The 26,138-nt window shown below is 41.9% G+C and carries 25 protein-coding genes and 1 pseudogene; 11 read left to right on the top strand and 15 right to left on the bottom strand.

Going from position 1 to position 26,138, the window contains the following annotated elements:
* The first annotated feature begins 15 nt into the window (after nucleotides 1-15).
* Nucleotides 16-462 (top strand): acyl-CoA thioesterase, encoded by a 447-nt coding sequence (locus V7K76_RS27670; RefSeq protein ID WP_334780303.1) that lies wholly within the window; start codon nucleotides 16-18, stop codon nucleotides 460-462.
* On the opposite strand, the gene V7K76_RS27675 is transcribed toward V7K76_RS27670, so the two are convergent.
* From V7K76_RS27675 to menA, 3 genes are all read right to left on the bottom strand, one after another.
* Nucleotides 455-1,837 carry a 2-succinylbenzoate--CoA ligase gene (locus V7K76_RS27675; protein ID WP_334953189.1) on the bottom strand — a complete coding sequence of 461 codons (1,383 nt, stop codon included), beginning with the start codon at nucleotides 1,835-1,837 and terminating at the stop codon, nucleotides 455-457. The genes V7K76_RS27670 and V7K76_RS27675 overlap by 8 nt on opposite strands.
* A complete protein-coding gene (locus V7K76_RS27680; protein WP_334953191.1) occupies nucleotides 1,822-2,802 on the bottom strand; it encodes an o-succinylbenzoate synthase in 981 nt (326 codons plus the stop codon). Before V7K76_RS27680 ends, V7K76_RS27675 begins: the two co-directional genes overlap by 16 nt.
* A gap of 154 nt (nucleotides 2,803-2,956) precedes the next feature.
* Nucleotides 2,957-3,853 (bottom strand): 2-carboxy-1,4-naphthoquinone phytyltransferase, encoded by an 897-nt coding sequence (menA, locus tag V7K76_RS27685; RefSeq protein ID WP_334953193.1) that lies wholly within the window; start codon nucleotides 3,851-3,853, stop codon nucleotides 2,957-2,959.
* Nucleotides 3,854-4,164: 311 nt separating this feature from the next.
* On the opposite strand from menA, the gene V7K76_RS27690 reads away from it, so the two are divergent.
* A complete protein-coding gene (locus tag V7K76_RS27690) occupies nucleotides 4,165-5,580 on the top strand; it encodes an isochorismate synthase (RefSeq protein ID WP_334953195.1) in 1,416 nt (471 codons plus the stop codon).
* Between the two features lie 219 nt (nucleotides 5,581-5,799).
* Nucleotides 5,800-6,507: a GUN4 domain-containing protein gene (locus V7K76_RS27695; protein WP_334780298.1), complete on the top strand. Its 708-nt coding sequence runs from the start codon at nucleotides 5,800-5,802 to the stop codon at nucleotides 6,505-6,507.
* Between the two features lie 208 nt (nucleotides 6,508-6,715).
* Here the strand turns inward: V7K76_RS27695 and V7K76_RS27700 are convergent, their stop codons facing one another.
* The 5 genes from V7K76_RS27700 to V7K76_RS27720 all read right to left on the bottom strand — a co-directional run bounded on the left by V7K76_RS27700 (nucleotide 6,716) and on the right by V7K76_RS27720 (nucleotide 11,651).
* Nucleotides 6,716-8,032 carry a glutamate-5-semialdehyde dehydrogenase gene (locus tag V7K76_RS27700; RefSeq protein WP_334953197.1) on the bottom strand — a complete coding sequence of 439 codons (1,317 nt, stop codon included), beginning with the start codon at nucleotides 8,030-8,032 and terminating at the stop codon, nucleotides 6,716-6,718.
* A 335-nt stretch (nucleotides 8,033-8,367) separates the two neighbouring features.
* Nucleotides 8,368-9,033 (bottom strand): O-methyltransferase, encoded by a 666-nt coding sequence (locus V7K76_RS27705; protein WP_334953199.1) that lies wholly within the window; start codon nucleotides 9,031-9,033, stop codon nucleotides 8,368-8,370.
* Nucleotides 9,034-9,078: 45 nt separating this feature from the next.
* Nucleotides 9,079-9,966: an NAD(P)-dependent oxidoreductase gene (locus V7K76_RS27710; RefSeq protein ID WP_334780294.1), complete on the bottom strand. Its 888-nt coding sequence runs from the start codon at nucleotides 9,964-9,966 to the stop codon at nucleotides 9,079-9,081.
* 236 nt (nucleotides 9,967-10,202) lie between these two features.
* A complete protein-coding gene (locus V7K76_RS27715; RefSeq protein WP_334953202.1) occupies nucleotides 10,203-11,024 on the bottom strand; it encodes an alpha/beta fold hydrolase in 822 nt (273 codons plus the stop codon).
* A 234-nt stretch (nucleotides 11,025-11,258) separates the two neighbouring features.
* The gene (locus tag V7K76_RS27720) at nucleotides 11,259-11,651 is read right to left on the bottom strand and encodes a carboxymuconolactone decarboxylase family protein (RefSeq protein ID WP_334953204.1); all 393 of its coding nucleotides are present in this window, start codon (nucleotides 11,649-11,651) and stop codon (nucleotides 11,259-11,261) included.
* 321 nt (nucleotides 11,652-11,972) lie between these two features.
* On the opposite strand from V7K76_RS27720, the gene V7K76_RS27725 reads away from it, so the two are divergent.
* The gene (locus V7K76_RS27725; RefSeq protein ID WP_334953206.1) at nucleotides 11,973-13,490 is read left to right on the top strand and encodes a galactose oxidase-like domain-containing protein; all 1,518 of its coding nucleotides are present in this window, start codon (nucleotides 11,973-11,975) and stop codon (nucleotides 13,488-13,490) included.
* A 61-nt stretch (nucleotides 13,491-13,551) separates the two neighbouring features.
* Nucleotides 13,552-14,490 carry a hypothetical protein gene (locus V7K76_RS27730; RefSeq protein WP_334953208.1) on the top strand — a complete coding sequence of 313 codons (939 nt, stop codon included), beginning with the start codon at nucleotides 13,552-13,554 and terminating at the stop codon, nucleotides 14,488-14,490.
* A 200-nt stretch (nucleotides 14,491-14,690) separates the two neighbouring features.
* Here V7K76_RS27730 and V7K76_RS27735 read toward each other — a convergent pair whose 3' ends face one another.
* Nucleotides 14,691-15,902, bottom strand: a complete 1,212-nt coding sequence (locus tag V7K76_RS27735) for an aspartate aminotransferase (protein WP_334780288.1) — start codon at nucleotides 15,900-15,902, stop codon at nucleotides 14,691-14,693.
* The gene (locus V7K76_RS27740; protein ID WP_334953210.1) at nucleotides 15,899-17,095 is read right to left on the bottom strand and encodes an iron-containing alcohol dehydrogenase family protein; all 1,197 of its coding nucleotides are present in this window, start codon (nucleotides 17,093-17,095) and stop codon (nucleotides 15,899-15,901) included. Before V7K76_RS27740 ends, V7K76_RS27735 begins: the two co-directional genes overlap by 4 nt.
* Nucleotides 17,096-17,441: 346 nt before the next feature.
* Here V7K76_RS27740 and V7K76_RS27745 point away from each other — a divergent pair, with 346 nt between their 5' ends.
* Complete coding sequence (locus V7K76_RS27745) at nucleotides 17,442-17,573, top strand: hypothetical protein (protein WP_334780286.1); 132 nt, start codon at nucleotides 17,442-17,444, stop codon at nucleotides 17,571-17,573.
* A 202-nt stretch (nucleotides 17,574-17,775) separates the two neighbouring features.
* Here V7K76_RS27745 and V7K76_RS27750 read toward each other — a convergent pair whose 3' ends face one another.
* Entirely contained in the window at nucleotides 17,776-18,297 is a 522-nt protein-coding gene (locus V7K76_RS27750; RefSeq protein WP_334780285.1) for a Ycf51 family protein, read from the bottom strand.
* A gap of 242 nt (nucleotides 18,298-18,539) precedes the next feature.
* On the opposite strand from V7K76_RS27750, the gene V7K76_RS27755 reads away from it, so the two are divergent.
* Complete coding sequence (locus V7K76_RS27755; RefSeq protein WP_334698184.1) at nucleotides 18,540-18,716, top strand: DUF6888 family protein; 177 nt, start codon at nucleotides 18,540-18,542, stop codon at nucleotides 18,714-18,716.
* Nucleotides 18,709-18,897, top strand: coding sequence for a DUF6887 family protein (locus tag V7K76_RS27760; RefSeq protein ID WP_334698183.1), 189 nt, complete (start codon nucleotides 18,709-18,711; stop codon nucleotides 18,895-18,897). Before V7K76_RS27755 ends, V7K76_RS27760 begins: the two co-directional genes overlap by 8 nt.
* Nucleotides 18,898-18,924: 27 nt before the next feature.
* On the opposite strand, the gene V7K76_RS27765 is transcribed toward V7K76_RS27760, so the two are convergent.
* From V7K76_RS27765 to V7K76_RS27775, 3 genes are all read right to left on the bottom strand, one after another.
* Complete coding sequence (locus tag V7K76_RS27765; protein WP_334780284.1) at nucleotides 18,925-19,443, bottom strand: hypothetical protein; 519 nt, start codon at nucleotides 19,441-19,443, stop codon at nucleotides 18,925-18,927.
* A gap of 511 nt (nucleotides 19,444-19,954) precedes the next feature.
* On the bottom strand, nucleotides 19,955-21,421 hold the full coding sequence (locus V7K76_RS27770; RefSeq protein WP_334780283.1) for an O-antigen ligase family protein: 1,467 nt from the start codon (nucleotides 21,419-21,421) through the stop codon (nucleotides 19,955-19,957).
* Nucleotides 21,403-22,245, bottom strand: coding sequence for a hypothetical protein (locus tag V7K76_RS27775; protein WP_334780282.1), 843 nt, complete (start codon nucleotides 22,243-22,245; stop codon nucleotides 21,403-21,405). Before V7K76_RS27775 ends, V7K76_RS27770 begins: the two co-directional genes overlap by 19 nt.
* A 144-nt stretch (nucleotides 22,246-22,389) precedes the next feature.
* Here V7K76_RS27775 and V7K76_RS27780 point away from each other — a divergent pair.
* From V7K76_RS27780 to V7K76_RS27790, 3 genes and pseudogenes are all read left to right on the top strand, one after another.
* Nucleotides 22,390-22,548 (top strand): annotated as a pseudogene (locus tag V7K76_RS27780) (FAD-dependent oxidoreductase); the annotation flags it as partial.
* A gap of 101 nt (nucleotides 22,549-22,649) precedes the next feature.
* Nucleotides 22,650-23,534, top strand: a complete 885-nt coding sequence (locus V7K76_RS27785; protein WP_334780281.1) for an SIMPL domain-containing protein — start codon at nucleotides 22,650-22,652, stop codon at nucleotides 23,532-23,534.
* Between the two features lie 701 nt (nucleotides 23,535-24,235).
* On the top strand, nucleotides 24,236-25,267 hold the full coding sequence (locus tag V7K76_RS27790) for a 1-acyl-sn-glycerol-3-phosphate acyltransferase (RefSeq protein WP_334953252.1): 1,032 nt from the start codon (nucleotides 24,236-24,238) through the stop codon (nucleotides 25,265-25,267).
* A 185-nt stretch (nucleotides 25,268-25,452) separates the two neighbouring features.
* Here the strand turns inward: V7K76_RS27790 and V7K76_RS27795 are convergent, their stop codons facing one another.
* Entirely contained in the window at nucleotides 25,453-26,085 is a 633-nt protein-coding gene (locus tag V7K76_RS27795; protein ID WP_334780280.1) for a Uma2 family endonuclease, read from the bottom strand.
* Nucleotides 26,086-26,138: the final 53 nt, after the last annotated feature.

Raw genomic sequence — 26,138 nt, forward strand, 5'->3', positions numbered from 1 at the left:
ATTCAATTATCAAAAATGCCTTTTACTTATAACCGCACGGTTCGCTTTCAAGATACTGATGCTGCTAGGGTAGTTTATTTTGCTAATGTTTTGGCTATTTGCCATGAAGCTTATGAAGAATCTTTAGAAGCATCAAGTATTAATCTCAAAGATTTTTTTATTAATCCGTCTATTGGGTTTCCCATTGTTCATGCTAGTGTCGATTTTTTGCGCCCTATGTTTGTTGGGGATAAATTGCTGATTAGCTTAATTCCCCAAAAAATAGGTGTTGAGAAATTTGAAATTACTTACGAAATTACTATGGGTGAGGTGATAGTTGCTAAGGCTATTACTCGTCATGTTTGTATTGATGTGAGTAGTAGAAGTAAGCGGGAATTATCTGATGAGATAGTTCAGTGGTTGGAGACGAACCGCAGAGACACAGAGGGCGCAGAGAGAAGAATGTCGAGAGAGATTATGTGATGGGATTTTGGAGGAATTCTGTGGCTATTTGCTGTAGCTGTTGGCGGTTAATTTTACCTTGAGAGTTACGGGGTAAGTTTTGTTGAGGAATCCAATATTTAGGGATTTTAAATTTGCTGAGTTTGTCTTTAAGTAGGGTTTGGATTTTTAAGGCAGAGGTATCTGATTTTTTGGGAATGTAAATCGCTGTCAAGGCTTGTCCCCAGTGTTTATCTGGAATGCCGATGACACAAATATCAGCAACCATTTGAGTGGATTGTATAGCTGATTCAATCTCTGCTGGATAAATATTTTCTCCACCTGTAATAATTTTGTCGCTGTTACGTCCAACTATATTTAAATGACCTTGATCGTCTAAAAAACCTAAATCATCTACTTGGAAATCAGCTTGATTTTCTCTAGTTTGAGGATAGTAACTAAGGGCTAAAGATTGAGCATGAATGGTGATATTACCGATTTGATTGTAATTTAAAATTTCGCCTTGCTGATTGCAAATAGTTACTTTTGCATGGGGAAGAATTTTACCACTGCTCATTTTACCGCTTAGAAAATCATCTGGTTTCAGGGTAGCAATTTGAGAGGCGGTTTCTGTCATGCCATAGGTTAGTGCTAACCGAATACGATGAAATCTGGCTTTTTCTAGTAGTTCGTTCCATGCTGGCGCACCTCCCAAAAGTACAGTATTAAATTGGGATAGCCATTCAGTTAATTCTGGATTTTGCAGGAGGCGTTGTAACTGTGTTGGTACTAAAGATATGAAAAACTCTGATTGTTTAATATTTAATATTTGACCTGATTCTACAGCTTTAAATGGTTGAATAGCTAGTTTACCTGCGGTGGTGAAAGAGCGCATAAATTGCATTAAACCGCTAACGTGATATAACGGCAATATACAGAAAGAATTTACTTGCTTTAGTTGAAAGTATTCGGTAAATCCTTTTACAGATGCTATGAGAGTTTCCCAAGTGTGAATGGCAAATTTAATTTCTCCTGATGAACCACCCGTAGGAATCATAATATAATGGGGCATTGGGCATTGGGCATTGGGCATTGGGCATTGGTAATTATTTCTATTCCCTATTCCCCAAATAATATCTGGCTGTACTAAATCAAAGACTTGTTGCCATTCTTGTGTTCCCCAATCGGGGTTACAAAGAAAAACTGGGCAATTCGCTGCACAAGCAGCAATAAAACTTGCTAGAAACCGTATTGGTTCGCGTTCGGCTAAGATGATTTTTGGTGGTGTTCTGCACGCTGATAATTGTGTTAGTTCTAAATATAATTCTTGAGCTATTTGATTAAATTGATGGCTGCTGTAACCGATAAGCCAATCATCCTGAGTTAGGTTATCAAGATAGTCTAAAAGTCTTTCCATAAACTTTGAAGCCAGGTTTCTTCTTGTTCAAAAAAATGGTCGATGCCAAAACCAATTGCCCTGTTGTTTCGGGATAATTCGGCTGCTAGCTGGAGTGCTGCAAGTCTAGCGATCGCAGTCTCAAATACTGATGAAAATACAGTATCAATTTGATGCTGGTGGCAAAACGTTCTCAGACGAGATGGTGATCCCACTATCCCAGGCTTGATGACAAAAATCCCTCGCCAACCTTGTTGATGACAGGCGGCGAGTTGTCCAAGTGTGGCGACAGATTCATCTATTGCGATCACAGTTTCATAACTCGTACTCAATTCCAACATCTCCTGAAATTGTTCAACGGGTAGCGGTTGTTCGATAAATTCAATTTCTACGGGTATTTTTCCATTTGCCTTGAGATTATCGCAAGTCCGCAGCCATAAGTTAGCTTCTTCATAGCTGAGTCCACCGTTAGCATCTAATCGCAGTTTGGTAAAGGCTGGTAAGGTGTGTATGAGTGATTCAAAAATTTTTAGTTCATCAGCGATCGCATACACACCAATTTTCCACTTAAACGTGCGATACCCTTGCAGCCATAATGTTTCCCATTGATTTAAAGCCGCTTCCCCTGCTGCTAGCAAGGCACTGTACAAGAGGAGTGAGGAGTTAGGAGTTATAAAATTCTCTCCCCCACTCCCCCACTCTTGCGCTGATTCAAAGCCAAATTGACAAGCAGGTAACTCATCTGGGATCGAGAAAATTATCTCGTCTGTGATTTCTTCTGGGAGTTGGCGACAAAAATCTAAGGCTTGTTCTAGGGTTTCGGAACCAAACCAGCTAATGGGAGCAATTTCTCCCCAACCGAGTTTACCTGATTCATCGGTAAGGCGGAGGATAATACCTTCACGAATATCCCATTTACCATGATTGGTGGTAAGCGATCGCAAAAATCTTCGCTGATATGGACGAAATTTAAATTGATAACGCATCAATTAACGCCGTGTGTAACTTTCTTTCAAACCTAACCCCCAGCCCTTCCCTACTAGCGTTGGGGAGCAAGAATCAAAGCCTCTCTCCCTTTGGGGGAGAGGTTTGGAGAGGGGTTCTAAGAATAAGTTGCACATCGCGTTCAATTAGTAATTGCTAAATCATAAATCCCAAGCCCAACAGCAAGCAAGCCCAGAAATGCACAGCTACGGCGATGAATTTACAGTTACTAACTTTGTCTGGCTGGTTGTGATTCTCTTGGACATGGCGGCATAATTTGACAGCAAAGGGTAAACTTACCCAACTTAATAATGTCCAAGCTGGAGAAATCCCCAACAGTACAAATAGCAAGGTGAGGGGATAAATGCTAGCAGTGAACCAAACTAGGAGTTGGGCACCTTTTTGGGTTCCCAGACGGACAATAGGCGATCGCTTGCCTGCGGCTATGTCATCCTTAACTTGGTGAAAATGTGAGCAGAACAAAATTAAGGTTGTGGCAATGCCGACAATCACTGAAGCTGCTAAAGCTGTCATAGACCAAGTTTGGGTTTGGCTATAGTAGGCTGCCTCCACTGCTAAGGGGCCGAAGGCAAAAAAGCAAATAATCTCACCTAAACCCTGATATCCTAAGCGAAAGGGAGGCCCTTGGTACGTATAGCCTAAACCACAGCATAGTAGAATGATGCCGATCACAGTTAGGTCATGTTGCCAAAAGGCGATCGCTACTATGCCCAACAACCCCAAACCTAAACACAAATTTCCTATCCAAAATATTAATGGCTTATTGCCTGTTAAGTTCACCAGAGAATGGTGCTTATTTTGATCGATACCTGTTTCGGAATCAAAGACATCATTACTGATATTTTCCCAGGCAAGAATTAAGATTGCCGCAGCTACAAAAGTAGAAAATACTACACCATTGAAAATTTTAGTTTCGGCAAATGCCACTGCGGTTCCTACCCAAATGGGCATAATGGCAACGCTGTACATTGGCGGTTTAATCGCTGCCATCCATAACTTAGTGTTGGGATATGAAATTTGCTTGGTAGTCATCAGTCGTGATTAATTAAATTGCCAGAATATTACTCACACTTGAGATTTTATAATTTAAAGAGACGTTAGATATTCATGAGATCAAAATAACTGCCGCTTTTACTGTGGCTTCTTAAACTTGCGTTGTTAACACCCCACCCTCACATTGCAGCCCAAGGCTGGAACTAGCTTGTCAGGGTCTAGGAACACCATGAACAAGGCAAATCCTACGCTGGTGAAATCACAACTTAATATGTTACCTGTAAAAATACGACCACGATTAATTACACTCTAGAAAGTTAACTTAAAAAAAATTTACTATCGTTAAATCCATGACAGTTTCACCATGTCGTAACAACTTCTTTGTAGAACACAAAGATTTATATCAATTTCTGGTAGCGGTGCAAGAAAAGTGCGTCAACAACAATTGTCGGCAAATTGTCAGTATCTCCCAAGAGATCGATTTAGTTGATCCTTTACTTGTATTGGATAAACTTACACAAGCAAATGAAATAAATTTTTACTTTGAGGACAGAGGTAAAGGAGAAGCGATCGCGGCAATTGATGCTGTGGCAAAATTACAGATTGATGGCGCAGGCCGTTTTAGTCAAGCAGAATATTTTATCAAATCTTGTCTAAAAAGTATAATTAATTTTGGTAACGCGAACCAACCTTTTTCTGGGCCTCACTTTTTTTGTTATTTCAGTTTTTTTGATAAAAACGCCCAAGTAGATTATCCATTTCCATCTGCTACCATTTTTCTTCCACGTTGGCAAGTAGCTGTAAAAAATCAGCGCTGCATATTAGTAACAAATATAATTATTAATGCAAATGTAAATATTGAAAGATTGTTAAATAATTTGCAAAATAAAATTGCATTTATCCAATCTTTAGAAGATTACTCTGCTAATATAGATTTTTTCTCAGCAAAATCATACAAGAAATCTGTCACAAATGCGGCTCGATTTAAAAGTTCAGTAGTATCTGTTTTAGAAAAAATTAGTTCTAGTCATTTAAGTAAGATTGTATTAGCAGATATATTAGACGTAAAGTCAAGCAACCACTTTGACTTAGTTAAATCATTAAGTAATCTTAGGCAAATACATCCTAACTGTTATATTTTCTCTACAAGCAATGGTAAGGGACAAAACTTTATTGGTGCCAGTCCAGAAAGATTAATTAGTATTAATAATCAACAGTTAATTACTGACGCTTTAGCTGGTTCTGCACCACGAGGCAAAACCCCTGCTGAAGATGCAGCTAATGCCAATCGCTTACTCAATAGTGAAAAAGAAAAGCATGAACATTCGCTAGTACTTGATTTCATCACTCAACGTCTATTTCAGTTAGGTTTATCACCTCAAATATTAGCCCCCCGCCTACGACAATTATCTAACATCCAACATTTATGGACACCAATCAGCGCGACAGTTCCGATTAATATACACCCATTAAAAATTGTCGGACAACTGCATCCTACACCAGCCGTTGCTGGTGCAGCACGAGATGTTGCTTGTACCGAAATTCGTCGTTATGAAAGCTTTGAGAGAGGTTTATACGCTGCGCCTCTGGGTTGGATAGATTCTCAGGGAAACTGCGAGTTTATTGTGGGAATTCGTTCAGCATTAATTGATGGCGATCGCGCGAGATTGTATGCTGGTGCTGGTATCGTGGCTGGCTCCGATCCTGACAAAGAGTTTGCAGAGGTACAACTTAAACTTCAGGCTTTACTCAAAGCATTAGTTTAAAGTTAATTCTCCAGTAGTTCGACCTAGAAAACGCTATGAGTGACACCGTGCTAGAGCAGGACTATTTTATTCTAAAAAGTTGCTAGAGTGTGTCGAATCGAAAAGAAGATAAATATGGTATTCTAATCAGTATAATCTTATAATAAGATTACACCTAGTTTATAGTGTGTATACCTTTTCAGTTTGTGTAGGATTAATAAAGGTTGTACACTGTTGACAATGGGAAAGAATAATAAGACAGGAATATATCTACTAACCTTGCTAGTAATTGCGGGTTTGTTTAGTGTAGCAGGGGCAATTGTCTGGTATGGCTTCACAAAGCCGGGAACTACACCTACTGCTACGCCATTTCTAGCAACTAACACACTTACAAATCCGAAATCTACAGTAGCAGTAACCCCAGATATCCCATCCACTAATCCTCACTCACTTGATGAAGTACAACTTCGTAGCGATCGCAATGTTGATTACAGTAAATTGCGTGAATATTTGCAACTTAAAGACTGGAGATCGGCCGACCGAGAGACATATCTTCGGATGCTAGATGCAGCAGGACCAAAGGCACAAGCAAGTGGTATGACTCCTCAAGATGAAATGAATACTCTCCCCTGTACTGATTTAAGGACAATAGATCAGCTTTGGAGTGTAGCCAGTAATGGTCAGCAAGGTTTTACCTTGCAAATGAACATTGTCAGGGCGCTGGGTGACTATCGTCGGATGTATGACAAAGTGGGATGGCAAAAATTACCACCATCAAACGAGTGGCTGTTTCAATTGACTTATAATCCCCAAACCAGAAGAATGGAATTTTTACCAGGGAAGGAGCCAAACTACAAAGACCCCCCGCCTGGTCATCTTCCAACAGTGGAAATAGGGTATAACTTCAATGTCGCTTTAAGTGGAGCGTTAGGAAGGTGTCGCTTTTAATTCAAAATGAGTTTTTTGTACCATCACACAGTTAAATAATTCGTAATTCGTAATTCGTAATTCGTAATTAAGTTTTGTGAAAGCGTTGTCGTAGCGAGTCTGCGATAGCGCAGCGTTAGCGAGTACTCGAGCGTCGCGTCCGGGGATTTAGACCCCGACCCAAAACTTGCCGGTTATTGAACCGGGGGACTTAAACCCACGGAGTTAGTTAAAAAGTCATCTCCAAATCCTGATGAGTAAAAGCCTTAGCATTAGCCCCAGTGTAAGTAGCTACAATATGACCATCACCAGTCATTTGATATTTATATGTCACTAATCCTTCTAAACCAACGGGGCCGCGGGGAGGCATTTGTTGTGTACTAACTCCTACTTCTGCACCGAAACCATAGCGGAAACCATCAGAAAATCGGGTAGAACAATTGTGGAATATATTAGCTGAATTTACCAGTCCAAAGAAAGTTTCTACAGATGCTAAATCTTCAGTAATAATCGCATCGGTATGACGAGAACCATATTCGTTAATATGAGCGATCGCATCTTCTATAGAGTCTACAATCTTTATGGACAAAATAAAATCGTTATATTCTGTTTCCCAATCGGTTTTTGTTGCAGTTTTGATATTAGGTAAAATTTCCAAGGTGCGTTGATCACCTCTTAATTCCACATGGCGTTCTTGCAAAGCCTCGGCAACTTTTGGCAAAAATTCTGTAGCAATTGATTGGTGAACTAGCAAAGTTTCAATTGCATTACAAACAGCCGGATATTGTGCTTTAGCATCGACGGTAATCGGAACTGCTTTAGAAAGATCGGCAGCTTTATCTATATAAAGGTGACAAATCCCGTCAGCATGACCTAGTACCGGAATACGCGTATTATCCTGAACAAATCTAACAAATGAATTAGAACCTCTAGGAATAATTAAATCTACATATTTATCTAATTTCAAAAGTTCTAAAGTTTCTTCTCTAGTTGTCAGCAAATGTACCGCATCTGGATTAACAGCAGTTTGAGATAATCCCTGTTTAATTGCTTTAACTATCGCTTCACAAGAATGTACAGCTTCCTTTCCACCTTTGAGGATGACACCATTTCCCGATTTAATCGCTAAGGAAGCAATTTGAATAGCCGCCTCTGGACGTGCTTCAAAAATAATCCCCACAACACCTAAAGGACAAGTGATGCGCTTGAGAATCAAACCGGTGTCAAGTTCGCGGTGAATCTGGACTTTACCGACTGGATCGGCTAGCTTACCAACATCTCGTACCCCAGCGATCGCATCTCTTAATTTATGTTCATCCAACTGCAATCGCTTATAAAGCGGTTGGGGAATCCCTTCGGCGGTAGCAGCTTTACAATCAGCAATATTTGCTTGTAAAATTTCATCTCTAGCTGATTCTAAAGCTTGAGCGATCGCTTCAATCGCTTGATTTTTTGCCTCAGTAGAGAGAATCGCTAGCTTACTTGCAGCTTGGCGGGTTTGCGCTGCGATCGCAATTAGGGGAGAAGCAATGTTAAGAATAGTCATAGTAGAAATCTTTACCTTTTCCTCATCTTATCAATCTCAGGTTATATTCATCATTCGTCTTCCTCCAATCGGGTGAACCATCTGGGTAATAAATAGTTACTCTGATTGGGTGAAGAAGACTGGGTTTAAAACATTTATTCTCTAAATATAGAAACACGCAGACAGAGCTAGGAAGTTGACAACAGCAAAAATATTGTAAGTATTATTACAGATTTATTTGAAAATCTTAAATATGATTTATGCGTTCCCCAGGCTAGATAGACATAGTAATCTATGTTTCTCTAGTCTTTTACTTAAGTAGATATTCGGCAATTTCCTGTTTTCCTATTCCTCAATTAGATGACGATCGCGATCGCAAAACCGTCATATCCTTTGCTGCCCACAGTCTGGATTGCCGTAGCATTGACACGCGGCTCAGAGGCAAGCAGTTCATTGAAGCGGCGCACTCCCTGGACGCTAGGATCGCTGCTGGCAACATCAATCACCGCTCCATTACGCACAACATTATCGGCGATGATGAGGCTGCCACGACGGGAAAGCTTGAGCGCCCACGCGAAATATTCGGGATTGCTTGGCTTGTCAGCGTCAATGAAAATCAAATCAAATGGCCCCTGATTCTCGGCGGCAATCTGTGGCAGCGTAGAAAGTGCCTGTCCGAGCCGGAGGTCAACCAGTTTAGACAAACCAGCGTGGGCAATATTGGCACGGGCGACTTCAGCGTGTTTTGGGTCAGCTTCCAGGGTGATTAGGCGGCCGTCGCTGGGTAACGCCCGCGCCAGCCAGATTGTACTATAGCCGCCCAGCGTACCAATCTCCAGAATGCTTCGCGCCCCTTGGATTTGCGCCAATAGTAGCAGCAGCTTACCTTGGTTCGGTGAAACGTTGTGTGGCGGCAGTCCGGCGGCGGCGCTAGTCTGGAGGGCTGTATCTAGTGCGGGGTCTGGCGGTACAAGCAGATCGGTAAAGTAACGATCTACCGCAGTCCATTGCTCTTGATTCATAGATTATCGCTTTTTACCCCATCTACTCCTTTAAAATACTCAAGATTAGGTGTCAGAGCGTGCTTCATCGGAAAGGATGGTAATGATTTCACTCAACGGGCGATCGCGATTAGACTCCTCTGGTGTTTCTTTGCCCAAGGAGGTTTCTTTTACCAAACGGTAAACGTCGGCTGCTCCGTAAAAAATGCGCTCAGTTAGACCCAACTCTTTAAAGGTTTCTGCAATCTCTTCCATTTCTCCTATCCAACGATGGGCTTTTGGTGTCATCGATGGAATGGAACGGGTTAATATGCTAGCAAGTTCTGGTTGGCTACTAGATACTTCATCCCATAGTTCTTTATCCAAGCCTAAACGATGGGCTGCAATTAGTAATTCTGTGCTGATTGCTGTAAGTCCTTTTGTCAGGGCGGCGTAGGACATTTTCAACCCGGAAGCCTGACCAATTTCATCACCAATCACTCGCACATCTAAGCCATGATCCCGCAGTTGTAGGAGTTGATTTGCTTGTTTTCCGGAAGTGTAAATGCGGGTGCGATTGGGAACTCGCGGTGGTGGGCCAATAATTGATCCATCTACGAATGTTCCCCCAACTGATTCAATGAGTTGGCCGATACTGATAACTTTCTGGGGTGCGATCGCATTACAGTCAACATAGAGAATGGGTTTACCAACATTGCTAATCGCCTCAGCTACTTGCTGCGCTGCTTGGGTAGCTGCTGCGGGTACTAGAACTGACAACACTACATCAGATTCAATTACCAGTTGCGTGAGAGAACCCACATCTTGAATGTTGGCTGCGGCTGCTAGTTGCCGAGTTCGTTTACTGCGATCGTTTAGGGCTGCAATAGTTTTCAATCCATGTTGATTGAGAACAGCTGCGATCGCTTGTCCCATATCACCAGGACTTAAGATACCAATGGTTTGGATAGGCATGGAAAGTTTTATATTTACTTTGTGGCTGACAAGATAATTGATTCGTCAACAAAATACACTAAGTTGACTCAGATGCCGTATTTTAATCAAACCACGGATCAGCTTTACAAGCAAGCCAAGTTTTGTATAGCAGAGGACGTAAGTAATCTACTACTGCGCTTTCTGTAGGACAGGAAGCCCACATTGACCTGACGGTAAAGTGTGGGTAGTTCACGAAGTAATCTAAAATCCAAAATCTAAAATCCAAAATTGCTATACGCTGGCTTCAACTTCCCCAGAAAATCAAGCATAGCTGAAACCACAGCATCCGGCGACTCAATCAAGAAGCCATGACCACCACGTTCGATGATTACAAGTTTAGCATTAGGAATACCTTGAGCAAGTTGCTGGGAAAACTTGAGCGGGGTGAGAATATCTTGTTTACCAACCAAAACTAAGGTAGGACAATGAATTTGTTGGAGACGGTCTGTTGTGTCACTGTTAAGGATGGCTTGGCTGTGATGATAGAGTGAATGAGTTGTCGGTGGGAAAGGATATCTGATGGCAAATTCAATCAGACCTTCAATCATGTCAGGAATTGAGTAGAAAGCATCTGTAAATATCCAGGGCAATATGACTTTTTCATAAAGTTTGAGGTCTACATTACTAGGAAGTTCGCCCCAAGTCTCGATGATGCTGTTGAATAAGGCATCACCCTTTGCCAAAGATGAAAGTAGCATCAGACTTTTTACCTTTTCAGGGTGTGCTAATACTAGTTCTTGGGCTATCTGACTACCCATTGAATGCCCTGCTAGATGCACTTGATTAATCCCGATGCGATCGAGTAAGGCTGCAACATCACCAGCCATCTGCTTCAGACTATAAGGGCTTTCGGGAGCAGAACTTCTCCCCATACCTCGGTTATCCAAGCGAATGACTTGATACTGCGAAACCAGCGATGGCATAATCAGCGACCAATAAGCATGATCGCAAAGAAAGCCAGCTATTAATAGCAAAGGCTCACCTGTTCCCTTAATGTCGTAGAACAAATCAATCCCGTTAATCTGAACCTTGGGCATATTAACAATTCAAAATTCAAAATTCAAAATTCAAAATTAAAGACATTTCAGACGGGGATTTTAGATTGCCTCGTTCCTCGTTCCCAGTCTCCGACTGGGAATGCTCGTCGTTGGGGCTGCCGCCTCTCTTACTGGCAGCAGAACCGCCAGGAGCAGTATTTCCAGCCTCAGGCTGGAAAGGAGATTTGAAAAGGGTTTTAGCTTAAGTTGACACTAATAGACAAGGCTAAACTCCTACGTCTTGAATTTCTCATCCACCGGAATTTGATAGCCATTGGCGAGGCGATTGGTCATATTGGCTGTGGCTGCGATCGCCATTAGTTCCCCGAACATAGTATCATTCATACCCTTGGCACGTGCTGCTGCTGTGTGCGAGGCGATGCAATACTCACAGCCATTGGTTGCACTCACGGCAATATAAATCAGTTCGCGTATCAGTGGATCAATTTCACCAGGACTAACCATCACTTCCTTTAAGGTTTGCCACGTTCGTTGCAGTGTGGGCGGATGGTTAGCTATGGCTTTCCAGAAGTTATTTATGTAGTCATTCTGACGTGTAAGGCGGATGTCGTCATACACTGCACGTACTTCGTCGCTGGCTTCTTCGTATTCGATCAGCTTAGTCATGTTTTGATTCACTCACTCTAGACAATTATGAGGCAGGGGACACTTTTTTAGTATCCTTCTGAGGCAGATTTTGCCTGTGTAGCCGAGATTTTCAATCGCCGAGGCAAGTAATAAATTAGATTTTTCAAACAACCTCTTAGTAGGTCGGGAAGCACTATATTCAAAGCTTAATTACTATTGACACAACGAATTTTACTTTAGCTTGTTATAAAAAACATCATATCTTAACACTCAATGAGCCTAAAGAATAAGTAGATATAAATATGAAGAAATTACTGAAAGAACAAAAACAAAACTTACGTAGTAACTATTGTAAATAAAATGACTCAACCTAATAATCAGACTACCCTTCTAGAGGAAACAGATTCAGGGACTCTCATAGCTCAGGCTGGCACCGCAGGAAACACATGGCAAGTATTGTCGTATGAAGCCCCAATCCTACCCATACATGCCGCCCTCTTTCATACTGGTAAAATATTATTTTTCTGTGGCTCAGGTAACGATCCTAGTCATTTAAATACTCCATACAACAGTGTGTTATGGGATGTAAATGCGGGAACCTTTATCTATCAAGGGCCTCCATTGAATAGTAATAATAAACCTATTGACCTTTTTTGCGCCGGTCACTCCTTCACCCCCAATGGGATGTTAATGGTTGCGGGTGGAACTCTGCAGTACGATCCATTCTATGGTTTACCCAATGCTCTGATGTTTGATCCCATTGCCGAAAAATGGATCAACATGCCATCAATGAATAATGGCCGCTGGTATCCTACTCTGTTAACACTAGGCAGTGGTCGGATATTAGCCGTGTCTGGGCTTGGTATAGATGGCAACCTCAACCAACAACCAGAAATTTATTCTCCGACATTTCCAAATGGTTGGAACGCTTTTCCAAGAGGTAGCGCCTTACCGCAATACGCACAACTATTTCTACTAAGTAATGGGAGCGTCTTTTATTCCGGTGCTCAAATGGGCGCCACTACAGTGGCACCAAGGATATTAACCCTGCCAGGGACATTTACACAATCCATTACAGAACAAGTGGTGCCAGGGTTGCAATTCCCAGATTGTGGTAATCAAGCTACCAGCGTGCTTTTACCACCTGCACAAGACCAAGCAGTAATGATTATAGGTGGGGGTAATACTACTTCTGGTGTTGAGGGTAATACTAGTCCTAATGCGGCAATAAACAGGGTGAATATTGCCTTGCTAAATAAGCCTAACCCAACTTACTACCCATCAAGAAATTTACACTATGCTCGGATGCATCTGAGCGCAGTTTTATTACCCGATCGCACAGTGTTTGTTTGCAATGGTAGCCAAGTGAATGAGGACACAACACAATCAATGCTGCCAGCAGAAATCTACAGTCCAGTCACAAATAGCTGGACAGTAGTAGCTAAACAAAATGTCCCCCGCGTATATCACTCGGTAGCCTTGCTCCTACCAGATGGTAGGGTAGTCACAGCTGGGGGGAACCCTGAACGGACTGTCGATGAACTGCGATTAGAAATCTACAGTCCTGCCTACATGTCGCGATCGCGACCAGTTATTCAGAGTGCCCCTCAAGCATTGAGTTACGGGCTGCAATTTACGATTCAGACACCCCAAGCTGCGAATATTCAATGGGTTAGTCTGATGAAACCAATGGCACCTACCCATTCCTCCGATACAGAACAAAGGTTAGTGGATGTACCCATTAATTTTAGGAATGCCACTTCTCTCAATGTCACACTAACAAACAATCAAAACATCGCACCACCAGGCTGGTACATGCTTTTTATTAGTGACAACAATGGCACACCATCAGTAGCAACCTGGACGCAACTATCTTAGCCTTACCTGTTTATATTCACACTGCTACCTAATAAAAGTCATTAATTCTAGGAGGATAAATATGGGTTACAAGCTCTCACGTCGCCAATTTGGCCAGTTGGTACTTGCTGGAACTGTAGTATCTGGGTTTAGTTATCTAACTAACAAAGTCTTGGCGACAACACCGACTTTAAATATTGTCGGTATAGGTTCTACCTCTATCCCCACTGATCCAACGGCTATTCCAGAAGTAAAAAAAACTGAATTATATCCCACTCACCCAATCAGTGTAACCACAGATATGAAGCCTGTAGGACTAGAACTTGTTTTGCGATACTTAACTACAGGAAGTACTCAAGTAATTGTAGATAACGGTACGCCTTTATTAGAGGCTAATGAAATATTGAATGGCTTTACTTCTTTAAGGGATGGCACACTTGTTGTAGCCATTACTCCTGTTGCGACTAGTAGGAGAAAAGCGACACATACTCGCCTGATATTTTTGAGTGCGTCTTCTGTAAAAACTTTGAGAGTCTCAGGACTTAATGAGAATCAACAGCTTGGGAGCTTGCTAGGCACTAATGATGGACGACTCATCGGTTTAGTAGGTGACAAGAACGGTACACCACCGATCACATTGGTAGATGTTGACCTGCAAACAGGAACGATAAGTCCTCTTAATGAGATTACAATCCCGAAGGATGAGCGGGTTAGGAATCTAGCTGAGTGCCCAGATGGAAATTTCTATACGTCTTTACTTGGACGGCACGGTGAAACAAGTCTGGTGCAACTAGGCTTAAATCAAGAAAAGCCGACTGTACTGGCACAATTGAAAGTTAATGGTCAGGCATGGAATAATGGCTTACAAAACTTAGTTTGCTCTGGAACAGGGCAACTCCTCGCCTTTGGAGCTACGAGGTATAACCCACCTAATGCTGTGTATAACATCGATAAAAAGAGTGGAAATATGACTCGGCTAGAAAACTTTGATGTTACCCAGATTGCGCTTCTTCCTGGTTAAAAAGAATTGAGTCGATAGCTAGCAAAGAAGTGCCAAGCCCTCAAAGTAATATGAGGGCTTTCTATTGCTAAGTAGATAGACAAAAATATTTACACTCATTGCGAGCGAAGCGAAGCAATCTCAGCCCTTGCGATTGCTTCATTCCGCTTCGCTCCATTCGCAATAACATTGTGTAATTAATTCTATCCGACTACTTATCTCTATTGTGAAATCGAGGCTACAGCCTCCGGTTGATAGCGGATGCCAGCTTGCTTAAAGCGATGTAAAACTTCACCCAAGCGATCGCAGTCGGCAATCAAACTGATCCTGACATAACCCTCACCTGCAACCCCAAAGGCATTACCTGGAGTCAAAACAACACCAGTTTGTTGCAACACATTCAGAGCAAAATCTGTGGAACCAACGCCAACGGGACATTTTACCCAAAGATACATTGTCGCCTTGGTTTTGGGGATATCCCAACCCAACTCCCCTAATCCGTGAATCAGGAAATCCCGGCGGGTGCGGTAGCGTTGTTGTACCTCGTGTAAATACACATCTGGCAGTTGTAAAGCTGTTTCGGCTGCTGTTTGTAAGGCGGCAAAAATACCGTAATCCAAGTTAGTTTTCAGTGTCCGCAAACCTTGAATGACATGGCGATTACCCACCACAAACCCAACGCGCCAACCAGCCATATTGTAGGTTTTAGATAAGGTGTGAAATTCCACGCCAATATCTTTCGCACCAGGAATTTCTAACAAGCTGGTGGGTTGATAACCATCAAAAGCTAACTCGGCGTAACACAAATCATGCACCAGCAAAATTTCGTATTTACGGGCAAAGGCGACGATTTCTTCAAAAAATTCGCGGGGGGCAGTGGCGGCGGTGGGATTACTGGGATAGTTGAAATAGAGAATTTTAGCTTGTCTAGCAACCTCGTCAGGAATGGCAGCTAAATCTATTAACCAGTCATTCTCTGGTTTGAGAATCAAACTGTGGATTTTCCCACCAGCGATCGCCGGGCCCCGGAAATGTGCAGGATAAGCGGGGGAAGGAACTAGAACTAAATCACCAGGGTTAACGTAGGCGAGTGCTAAATGAGTTAATCCTTCTTTAGAACCCAGCAGTGGCAAAGCTTCGCTATCGGGATCGAGAACCACACCATAACGGCGATGATACCAGTTGGTGATGGCACGGCGGAAACTAGCTGTGCCTTCAAAAGGCGGATAACCGTGATTGGCGGGATCTTTTAAAGCGGCGATCGCCGCTTCTACAACTGGTGCTGGTGTTGCACCATCAGGGTTTCCCATACCCAAATCAATTAAATCCAAACCTTGTTCCCGTGCTTTAGCTTTGAGTTCATCTAAACGGGCAAATACATAAGGTGGTAGTTTTTGTATGCGTTCTGCTGGGACAATCCAATTTAAACTCATTCTTCAACCTCGTCACTCATTCCCTTGGGCGAAACTCGATTTGTCGTATCTCTACTATCTATAGGTGCAGTGGTAGAAACCATTGCTGCCATCAGCTGTTCCAATGCGACTTTAAACGGTAGTCGATGGATGTCAGAATTAGGAATTAGCGCAATTTCGGCAGATGTTTGCAACTCGCCTAATGTAATATTGCCCAATCCCAAATCACTTAATTTTTGGGGTAGTCCAATTTCTGTGTAGAACTTTAACAACTGTTGTCGTGCTGATGCTGCTAATTGATTGCCTTGGAGCATTTCTTCTAAACGCAGTTGCACCAAAATTCCAAAAGCAACCTTTTCGCCATGAATACTACCATGCCCTGAAATATGAGTTAAACCGTTATGCACGGCATGGGCGGCAACTGTGCGACACTGCGCCCCTCCAAGTCCCCCAACTACCCCGGCGAGTAAAACAGTTGCGTCTACAACTTCTCGCCAAACTTCACTACCTGGTTCTTTTAGGGCGGCGGCTGACTTTTGTAAGAGGATATCTCGTAAAACTCGCGCTTGTTGCACTGCGGCAATAATTAAAGTGTCTTGCAAATGTCCACTGCTAACTGAGGCTTCATACCACTTCGCGATCGCATCACCAATTCCAGCAATTAAAGTATGTTGGGGTGCAGTTTTAATCAAGTCATAATCGAGAATCAGTAAATCGGGACAACGAGATAGCCCGACATCATACAGAAACGCCCCATCTTCCGAATAAACATTCGATAAGGCACTCCAAGCTGCACAAGTAGCCCCGGAAGTCGGAATTGTCACCACTGGCAACTTTAACTGCTGCGCGACTAATTTCGCTGTATCTAAGGCTTTGCCGCCACCAACACCGATAATTACATCAGCTTTATGTTCTTTCGCCCTTTTCTGTAAAGATTTCAGACTAGCTTCGCAGCAATCTGCGCCATAAGAAGCTTGAACAGTATGTAATTGTTGCGCTTCTAAAACGGGTTGTAACTTTTCTTGGCTGATAGCGAGAGTAGACTTACCTGCCACAATTAAGGGACGACTTCCTAAATAGGCAATCTCTACTGCGGCTGCTTGCAACACCCCAGAACCACGGATTACTTTTGCAGGGGAAACTGTCAGCGTCAATAATGATGAACTAGAGGTTTGAGTAGACAAAGAAGGTTGAGTAGAAATTTTATTGGACATATAATCTAGTTTGCCAAAACCTTGATACTTCTTAATCAAATAGACTGGTAATCAGGGATACTTGTTGCCAAGCTGATACTGACTCATCTAGATTTGAGCCAAGTAATGAAATAGACAAAGCCTATTGCCGACGACTGATTGAGTAGTTTGACGACGTTGCTTGAATCTATAAATGTCCATTAACCTGAAATTCCGAACTATCAAAGTTTTGAATAACCGTATAACTAATTAACATTACCATTGTCAGATTCTCAAGAAAAGCAATTGAGAATTGATAATGTGTAAGTGGTCATGCTATTTTATGGAATCCTGAGCTACAGATGCATAATTAGGTGTGTGCGACTATATGCCGCGACAACTGATTGATTTACCGCAAAGACTTGTGAAAATGGCAACAGTGGTAATTAGGACAACAACTAACAAATCACAACTGTCAGTACCCATTACCTGCACGCTGATTAACCTTTTACCACAGTAGAACCACTAAAGTGTGAATATCTTAATCTAAAAATAACCATTAATGTATCAGTAAATACAAAATAAATTTTGTCATCCTGATAACAGGTAAATTAATTTTTTCTCTGGGAATTGGGGATTGGGGATTGGGGATTGGGGACTGGGGATTGGGAATTAGGAAGAATTTCTCCCCCTCTGCTCCCCTGCTCCCTGCCCCCTGCTTCTTAAGCGGTAGGTTTTGGTAATTGGGCGAAATTCTCTGTGTAAATTTTGACTGTTACTGGGGAATTTTGATGAGAAACGAGCGATCGCTTGACCTCTCCCAAGTAAACTGGTACAGAAATCCCTTCTTCTCGGTGGATAATGGTACGGGCGCGAACTGTCAAATTTTCGTCTTCTCGTGTACCAGAACGACCATAAGAAAAGAGATTACTAGCTGCTTGACGTAAAGTTGCTTCTAATTCTGTGGGTGTAATTTGGGGTGATGTGGCAATCACCGCTTTTGTTGACCCATTGTCATAAACTAGAGTGTAGTGTACTGACCCTGGAATCACAGTCCGACTCAAGGGCACTATTGAGAGTGCAAATAAACCACTAGTCAGCACCACCATAAAGCCAGTCGCACCCACCAGCCGAAAGCGAATGCCCCATTTGAGAACAAAAGCCAAAAATGTTAAGGCAGCAAATACTAGGGTAGCTATACCTATCCATTGGGTGTATTGAAGAAAGTTAGCTGTTGTGAGCATAAGATTGGTTATAGATGCGTCTTTTTTTTCGTTACCGACATACCCATTTTACCGAGAGCTTACACCATAAGGGTTATCTATAGTTTTAATGCCAATCAGAATACTGGATGCCAAGACGCATACTTCGAGGTCGAAGCAAGCTACAGGGGGCATCTTCAAGATTTGCGGCTTGTCGGCTTGTCGCCAGACATGGTAGTTATAATAAAGTTTAAACTTGCGTTTAGCCTAAGTTTAATGGTGAAATGGAGCCAACCTCAGAACAATTGAAACAGTTATATAGAGTCTTGACTTGGCTAACGCGAATGTATCTCCCAATTTACCTAGTTACCTTAGATGAGCGAACAGATAACATCGTAGTAATAGCAGGTGAAGAAACAGTTGTAGTAATTAATCTACAAGGAGAGGTTGATTATGAATAAGCCTAACTTTAGAGAAATGACACGCAAGCAATTGCGAGATTATATATTACAAAATCGTGGCGATGCCGAAGCAATTCACGCTTTAGCATTACACGTCCAGTCTAATGGCAAACGTCTAAATTCAGTAGATGAGCTACAACAAGTCATCCAAGAAAAACGTCGCCAAGGCTTAGAGCCATAGCGAAAATTCACATCATTCCTAAGTTATTCAGAACAGTATTGCCTCATCAGAGACAATATGGGAATTTATAGATGTTTGCAACTTAGTTTGAACACTATCAATAATTCCTAGCCAATCAGCATCTCTATTCCACTCAGAGCGAATTCTGGTTTTAGTTTCCGCATCGTAGAGGTTACAAAAAACCACATTCTCTTTTCCAGCAATTGCAGCGATAATCAGGGGCTTGGAAAAGTCCTGGACTTGGGATACGGCTAAAAGGAAAGTTTTAGCAAAATTCGTTTCTATCCCAGTCCTCACAACATAAATTTCATCCGCTCTCACAACGATGTGTAATTTAACGTTGTCCTTTCCCTTAAATTCTGTCGTTTTTAATTTCAGTTCAGATATATAACCAATTAGCCCTGTTTTGTGGACAGGAATAGTTTGATCGTTATTTATATCGTAGTTATACCACAAGTAAGATTCCCCGTTTAATTCTCCACTTTTCACATGCAAATAAATAGGTTCTGGCGGGTTACAAAGACCTAATTTAATTTCAGTAACCATGTTTGACATCCCTTGATGAAAGCTAAAATCTTTTCAGATATTCCGTCAGATTGAATATTTTTTTATAAGAAGAATTCAGAACTCAGGAGTCAGAATTCAGTATGAATTCTGTACGAGTGGGTAATGAATATTGGTTAAAACCGTACTTCTCTACGAGACGCTACCGCGAACGTCCCGCTACGCGCTTTCGCCCCTGGTGGGCGAAAAAAATTAAAATATTCTCGCCTTAAAACTCTATCTCTTTATGAGTAGAGTATTCTGAATTCTGAATTCTGACTCCTGTTTTATTTGTGCTTAACCGAAGAAAAATAATAAATATACAAAAGGGCATCTACAAGAGATGCCCGTCATGCAGGAAAACCCCAAAGGGTTGTCCCTACACCTTCCCAACAATCAGCAACAGTGACTAATTAGGTATTAGTCACACTCACAGTCACAGACGTGAATATAGCAATATTAGTAACTTAAAACGCTAGATGTCCCCAGTGCATACACTGAAAAAAAACCATTGCTAATTTTGATGAGATCCCAGTCTGTCTTTTTGGCTATAGCGATCTATTACTCCACAAATGGCAGCCACAATTAACCATGAAAGCGCATTCAAACGAAAATCGAAGAGGGTGACATCTACTGTATTTAATAAAATCCACCCACTAAAAGCCAGAAGATAACTGAAAAATATCAATCTGTCCCCTGTATTTAGATATTTTGACTTTTGCAGTAATTGGACACCTGTAATCAAAATCCAAGCTAGTAAGCCACAAAATAACAAAGCATTGAGAAAACCAGTTTCAGCAGATAACATCAAAAACAAGTTATGGGGATGACCCAAGGGAATCTGCATCTTTGCGTTGTAAAGTGTACTAAAACTGCGTAATCCCCAGCCAGTCAAAGGATGTTGTTGAGCTAAAGACCAGGCAAACTCCCACTGAGTTTTTCGCATCAAAGCCACTGGTCTATCTGGATACATATCATCATTTAACCTAGCCCAAAAGAATGCAGGCACTACCCAGCGAAAAATGTGAGCGACTGGTGAGGGAGCAAAAGCTGCCAAAAGCACACTAGAAACGATCGCAGCAACGCCACCTACAAGAATGCGCCAACCTTGGTAAAGTGCATAAGCTAAACAGGCAAAAATAGCGATCGCCCATCCATTACGTGAGTTGGTAAAAATCAAGGCAATGAAATCCGCAATTACCGCCACAGTGAGGAAGATAAAGGGGATTGGGGATTGGGGACTGGGGATTGGGGACTGGGGATTGGGGATTGGGAACTGGGGGTTGGGGATTGGGGATTGGGGACTGGGGATTGGGGATTGGGAAAGTAGAGGAAAAGTTGCAGTAAGTCTTTCCCTTCTGCCCCTCCGCCCCTCCGCCCCTCTGCCCCTCTGCCTCTCTGCCCATTGTTCAAGCCACAACCCTAGACCAAGGATGAAAACTATTGTTAGATAAGCTGCGAAGGTGTTAGCGTGCAGGAAAAATGAGGCGATACGACCTGGGGGGTTTCCTCCCGGTCTGACTGTCCAACTCAACACAACCCAAAAAATCTCGAACTTAAAACTCCAGCCTAAAAATAACTGTCCGAAGCCGATAATTACTACTGGCATGGAACCAATTACCAAAGCCCAAGCCATTTGCCGCAATTGGGCAAATGTTTGAATTAGGGCGCTATGGGCAGCGAAAAGTAAAAAGAATGGTAAGAAATTAAATAAGCCGAGGAAAGCTGCTGTCTTATCTTGGGCAAAGCCAGCACTCACGATCAGCAACACACTCAAAAGGGCAAATCCCCAGTTGAGGGGGCGGCGATTAATTTTGCGGGATTGTTTCAACCAAGTGATTAATGAGACAAAACCTACAGTCACAGCCCCTACTAAAGGACTCAATGGGAAGATTAACAGTGCCCATAGAGAGTAGTTCCAAGAAGATTGCCAACGAGATTTGAAATAGTCAAAAACCTTGTTCAAGCTGGCTCCCAACATTCCTCGCGAGTGAGGCGAATTTGAGCTAAGGCAAAGATGGTAGGGATGATTCGACCATAGTTAGTAGCGATCGCTCTCCATCCTAAATCTGCAAAAAACCAAGTCCACATAATCGGCCCAATTACAGCAAACATCGTGCGGGCTGCTCCATAACGAGCTGCACTCACTGTCATACCCCGTTGCGCCATTTGCATTGCTACATAGCTTTGGAATTGCGTTGCAGCTGCTTCTGAGCCTGTAATTGCCGCTTGTTTGGCTACTTCATAAGTAGCAAAGTGGATGGCAAATTGACGGGCAATTTGCTTAAGTACAAATGGCTGGAGAATAGTAGTAACGGCGATCGCACTACCGCCTTTGAAAAGCAACCCCAAGGGGTCAGGCTGTAATAAAAGTGGTAGCGGTTCTTTTAGTTCTGATGTGATCAGGTGACGCTGCACCCGAAGAGTCAATTTCTGTTTTTCCTGTTCAGGTAATTTTTTCCACACCTGTCCTAGTAGATGTAAAAATACTTCTGCTTCTAAATCAATAGTTGCCAGCTGATTAGAATAGCGAATTTTTAGATACTTACATACTTGAACTAACGCTTGTCGGTAAGTTACCTGGCCTGTCCGTCCCCGTAATACCGTTATCCCATCTGCCGCCAAAAACCGGAAACGGCCCTCTAGTGAATCTAACCAAGCTTTGCGGTCTTGGCTTTGAACTTCGATGGGTTCAGGTGTGTGTACATAGTCTAGGGGATTGAACTTGCGACTAAATAGAATTGCCGTTAAGTCTTGCAATTCTTCTTCGGTCGCTAACTCTAGCGCCGCCCTCATTTCATCCAATTTCCTATCCTCCCTTCCGTGCAGCTTTCTGTACCTTATTCTACTATTAGCTTTCAGCAGTCATTAGTAATAATTTTGTCCTTTGATAATAACGAATAACTAATGACCAATAATTAATAACCAATGACTAGGGACTATTGACTCATGACTGATATTGCAGTAATTGGTGCCAGAATCGCCGGTTTAGTCTGCGCCCAGCAGTTAAGTCAAGCTGGATATTCGGTGGTAGTGGTGGAAAAATCGCGTGGTTTGGGGGGAAGACTAGCTACACGCAGCTTGCATGGAACTTGGGCGGATCATGGCTGCTGGACAGCTGATGTTGCAAAAAGCAGCTGAATCTCTGTTTCTTCCTTGCCTGAATACTCCCGAATGGCTTTCAGTATATTCCTCTTGAGGTGTAAACTTTGACAATTACTAAGTTCAAAGGAAATTCCCAGGACATGAGAAAAATAACTGCTTTAATGCTGGTAAGTATGACTGTGACTGTCGGTGTGGGAGCATTAACACCCAAAGTCACCAATGCCCAATTATTTTACCCACCAGCAAGCGATCGCCATTCATTAATGGTAATCGGTCAAGGGGCAGTGAGAGTGCCAGCAGATACGGCGGATATTGAACTGGTATTCAGTAGCGGAGGTAGCAATGATGAGTTACAAACGCAACCATCAGCCTTCCCAGAAACTCGCCGACTATCTTCACTGACTTTACTCTTAAATGAAAAAACACCAGCAGAACCTTTACCAAACAAAAAATCTCTAACTAAAGCAACTCTCCAGCCTGTGGTAGATAGCCTAATTGCCAAAGGGATTAGTGCTGATAAAATTCAAGTGCAAATTAACACGAATCCTACCGAAAATAACGCCAAGATATTGGTTAAACTGGAAAAACCAACGCGCGTTAGCGCAGATCCTCCTTTGGAGGCTCGCATCCAGGAAATTGTTGCTACAGCAAACAAATCCACGAGCAAACTTGAAAATATATCTATTAAGAGTGTAGGTGTAGAGTACGCAGTCAATGACTGTCAGGCTTTGCAGAGTTCAGTTTATCAATCAGCAATGAAAGACGCTCAAAGCCGCGCTCAGGCTTTAGCAACAGCTATGGAAGTTAAACTTGGAACTCCTTCTGTAGCCGAGCCATTTTATACATTATTTTATCCTTCATGTAACTCTAAAACTGGAGTTCCTTTACCATCATTTGCTAGTTTTTTATTATCACCAGCTTATAATCCAGATGCCCCAGCAGAAGTAGAGATGAAAAAGGATATTTTTGTGACATATACAACAAAATAAGTATTGATATTCAGTGTGTAGATGCACAGCGACTTGTCGTCAAACATGGCACTTTAATTTATCGAAACAGAATTCAGGAGTCAGAATTTATTCTGAATTCTGTACGAGTGGCAGTAAAAAAATTGTAGGTTGGGTGGAGGCTTTGCGTAACCCAACATCCTGATATATGGGACTCCGATTTGACTTCTGAAAACTTACTGAGACTGAAAATCCTGTTTTATAAGGGTTTTATCTGAAATCTTGTTCAAAAATCAGATATGAGTCCTATATGTTGGGTTGCGCTCCACTCCACCCAACCTACGTCTAATGCACTATTTTAAGCTTTCATACCCTACGTGTATTTCAACAATCAAATAGGAGTCCTATAGGATTACTATAGAATGAATAAGGATAAGTGCGAACTACACCCAGAGCGACAATTACTCACCCAAGACTTACGCCAAATACCTCTCAAACTCTTATTTCTCCGTGTTCTCTGTGTCTCTGTGGTTCGATTGATTTTCCATTACCTATGCGTAAGTCCTATCACCTTAAAACTTGGCTGACCTAACAGTGCATCTCGTAGAGAAGTTGGGGAATAAAAGGACACGAACTGTTGAAAATTTTAGAGTTAGATGCTTATTAAATGCATTTTCTTTATTACTTTGGCATAATAATTACTGAAAAACCAAAATATTTTTACTTAATCATATTAAACTGTTTTGATTAATCAACACTCCGAAAGTCTCTTAAACAGTCAACTGAAAAATCTACCAAGTGAAGGCTATATATTTAGCTGGTTTGATTGGTTTTGTCTTTGGTATCCTCCAGGCTGGCTAATTTTATTCAACCGCCATTGGCAGCACTATCACACCGATCCAGATGGTTGGAATTGGCTAGAATATGGATTATTTTTAATTCCTGGCGGATTTTATCTGGCGATTTTAATTCGTTGGTTGCGTCTGGGTTTTCGTTCACCCCGAAAAGAAGTTGGTGAATTCGATCCCAAATATCAACAAGCTTTTCGCTCAGAAATTCTCGCCCCCATTGTTAAATACTATTTTCGGGGAGAATTACAACAAGTCGAAAACTTACCGCTAACAGGGCCATTGATTGTGGCCATGAATCACGCCGGGATGTGTTTTCCTTGGGACTTTTTGACCTTGGGTTATTTATTAAGTGAAGCCAAAGGATGGGTATTACAACCCATAGCAAGTACAGCATTATTTGAGCATCCTTGGGTGATTTGGTGGCTACCGCCTAAATGGTCACAGGTTTTAGGTGGTGTGCGAGCCGAATTAGATGATTTTGAGGCGGCAATGGCTGAAGGGAAAATTCTCTTATATGCACCCGAAGGTATACGCGGACTTGTCAAAGGTTGGAAAAGACGCTATCAACTGCAAAAGTTTGATGTCAGCTTTATTCAGTTGAGCGATCGCTATCATATTCCCATTCTCCCAGTCGTTTGCATCGGCAGTGAATTTCTGCATCCTTGGGCTGTTAATTTCACCAAATTACAACGATTAGTCAAATTACCATTTTTGCCTTTCTCGCCTTTGATGTTTGTCTTAGTTCTGTTTCCCTCAATGGGAATTTGGGCAATGAAAACTCGTCTGCGTTACTTTATTCAGCCTTTAGAACCAGCAGGATTAGACACCCAGTCAAATAAAGGACATACAGCAGCTTATCGAGAGGCGCAGCAATTACGAGAAAAACTGCAACTTCAAATTAATCAATTTTTGGGTAAATCTTAATACTACAATCTGAAATATGTTGAGTATAAAAGGTTTCCGATGTGGTTCAATTAATGAAAACTGCTGTAAGTTTGTAGTGAATTTATGGAACCTGTGACGCTGACGGCTGTTGTGAGTGCGATCGCTACTATACTTTTGACTAAGCCACTAGAGAAAATTGGCGAAAACATTGGATTTTACCAAACTTACGCACCTCGTTCAAATTCATCAATGGCTTGAATCTCATCTGAAATCTGAATGCATTGTTCTAATAAATCAATATTTAGTTCTAGCAATAATTCACTTGACGTAATTTGTTCATAGCCGTAAGTCTCTAAAAACTCAGACGGTGTTTCTTCCCGTAAGTGATAAAGTCTGAGTCGATTGAATTGCCAAATCCAAACTTCAGCAACTCCTAAACGACGATAAATTTCTAATTTATCAATGCTTCCACTGGTGATGTTCACCTCAATAGCTAAATCTGGAATATTTTTCTGCTCGTAAAGCGAGTAACATTCATCTGGTTCAACCCCAGCTTGCTTGAGTTGTTTTTTAATTGTGGAACTCCCCATTGGGTTGAATCGAATTCGCTTTAAGTAGAGATAGCGTTCTATCAAAATAGCCAAGCGTTTTTTGATATTTTCATGTCTTATAGACGGCGACACAATTTCTAAGATTTCATCCAAATAGGTGACACGGTAATGAGAATTATCTTCTAGTTTGGCTAGTAAAGCTTCATACATTTGCCAGCTTACCCCACTAGTGATAAATTTTTCCTCTGGATCATCAATATCTGCAAGCTTTGGGTCGTCTAAAAGTTCTTTCAGGCTGATGACCATTATTTTTTCTCTCCTAGTAAAAATCAAATTACCGTAGGGTGGATAATGCCCAC

The organism is Nostoc sp. (genome assembly GCF_036917975.1).
Lineage (GTDB): Bacteria > Cyanobacteriota > Cyanobacteriia > Cyanobacteriales > Nostocaceae > Nostoc.

Bases quoted from the DNA above. Each gene is read 5' to 3' on its own strand.
- V7K76_RS27670 (WP_334780303.1), top strand. From the start codon at position 16: ATGCCTTTTACTTATAACCGCACGGTTCGCTTTCAAGATACTGATGCT.
- V7K76_RS27675 (WP_334953189.1), bottom strand. From the start codon at position 1,837: ATGGAAAGACTTTTAGACTATCTTGATAACCTAACTCAGGATGATTGG.
- V7K76_RS27680 (WP_334953191.1), bottom strand. From the start codon at position 2,802: ATGCGTTATCAATTTAAATTTCGTCCATATCAGCGAAGATTTTTGCGA.
- menA (WP_334953193.1), bottom strand. From the start codon at position 3,853: ATGACTACCAAGCAAATTTCATATCCCAACACTAAGTTATGGATGGCA.
- V7K76_RS27690 (WP_334953195.1), top strand. From the start codon at position 4,165: ATGACAGTTTCACCATGTCGTAACAACTTCTTTGTAGAACACAAAGAT.
- V7K76_RS27695 (WP_334780298.1), top strand. From the start codon at position 5,800: ATGGGAAAGAATAATAAGACAGGAATATATCTACTAACCTTGCTAGTA.
- V7K76_RS27700 (WP_334953197.1), bottom strand. From the start codon at position 8,032: ATGACTATTCTTAACATTGCTTCTCCCCTAATTGCGATCGCAGCGCAA.
- V7K76_RS27705 (WP_334953199.1), bottom strand. From the start codon at position 9,033: ATGAATCAAGAGCAATGGACTGCGGTAGATCGTTACTTTACCGATCTG.
- V7K76_RS27710 (WP_334780294.1), bottom strand. From the start codon at position 9,966: ATGCCTATCCAAACCATTGGTATCTTAAGTCCTGGTGATATGGGACAA.
- V7K76_RS27715 (WP_334953202.1), bottom strand. From the start codon at position 11,024: ATGCCCAAGGTTCAGATTAACGGGATTGATTTGTTCTACGACATTAAG.
- V7K76_RS27720 (WP_334953204.1), bottom strand. From the start codon at position 11,651: ATGACTAAGCTGATCGAATACGAAGAAGCCAGCGACGAAGTACGTGCA.
- V7K76_RS27725 (WP_334953206.1), top strand. From the start codon at position 11,973: ATGACTCAACCTAATAATCAGACTACCCTTCTAGAGGAAACAGATTCA.
- V7K76_RS27730 (WP_334953208.1), top strand. From the start codon at position 13,552: ATGGGTTACAAGCTCTCACGTCGCCAATTTGGCCAGTTGGTACTTGCT.
- V7K76_RS27735 (WP_334780288.1), bottom strand. From the start codon at position 15,902: ATGAGTTTAAATTGGATTGTCCCAGCAGAACGCATACAAAAACTACCA.
- V7K76_RS27740 (WP_334953210.1), bottom strand. From the start codon at position 17,095: ATGTCCAATAAAATTTCTACTCAACCTTCTTTGTCTACTCAAACCTCT.
- V7K76_RS27745 (WP_334780286.1), top strand. From the start codon at position 17,442: ATGCCGCGACAACTGATTGATTTACCGCAAAGACTTGTGAAAATGGCA.
- V7K76_RS27750 (WP_334780285.1), bottom strand. From the start codon at position 18,297: ATGCTCACAACAGCTAACTTTCTTCAATACACCCAATGGATAGGTATA.
- V7K76_RS27755 (WP_334698184.1), top strand. From the start codon at position 18,540: ATGGAGCCAACCTCAGAACAATTGAAACAGTTATATAGAGTCTTGACT.
- V7K76_RS27760 (WP_334698183.1), top strand. From the start codon at position 18,709: ATGAATAAGCCTAACTTTAGAGAAATGACACGCAAGCAATTGCGAGAT.
- V7K76_RS27765 (WP_334780284.1), bottom strand. From the start codon at position 19,443: ATGGTTACTGAAATTAAATTAGGTCTTTGTAACCCGCCAGAACCTATT.
- V7K76_RS27770 (WP_334780283.1), bottom strand. From the start codon at position 21,421: ATGTTGGGAGCCAGCTTGAACAAGGTTTTTGACTATTTCAAATCTCGT.
- V7K76_RS27795 (WP_334780280.1), bottom strand. From the start codon at position 26,085: ATGGTCATCAGCCTGAAAGAACTTTTAGACGACCCAAAGCTTGCAGAT.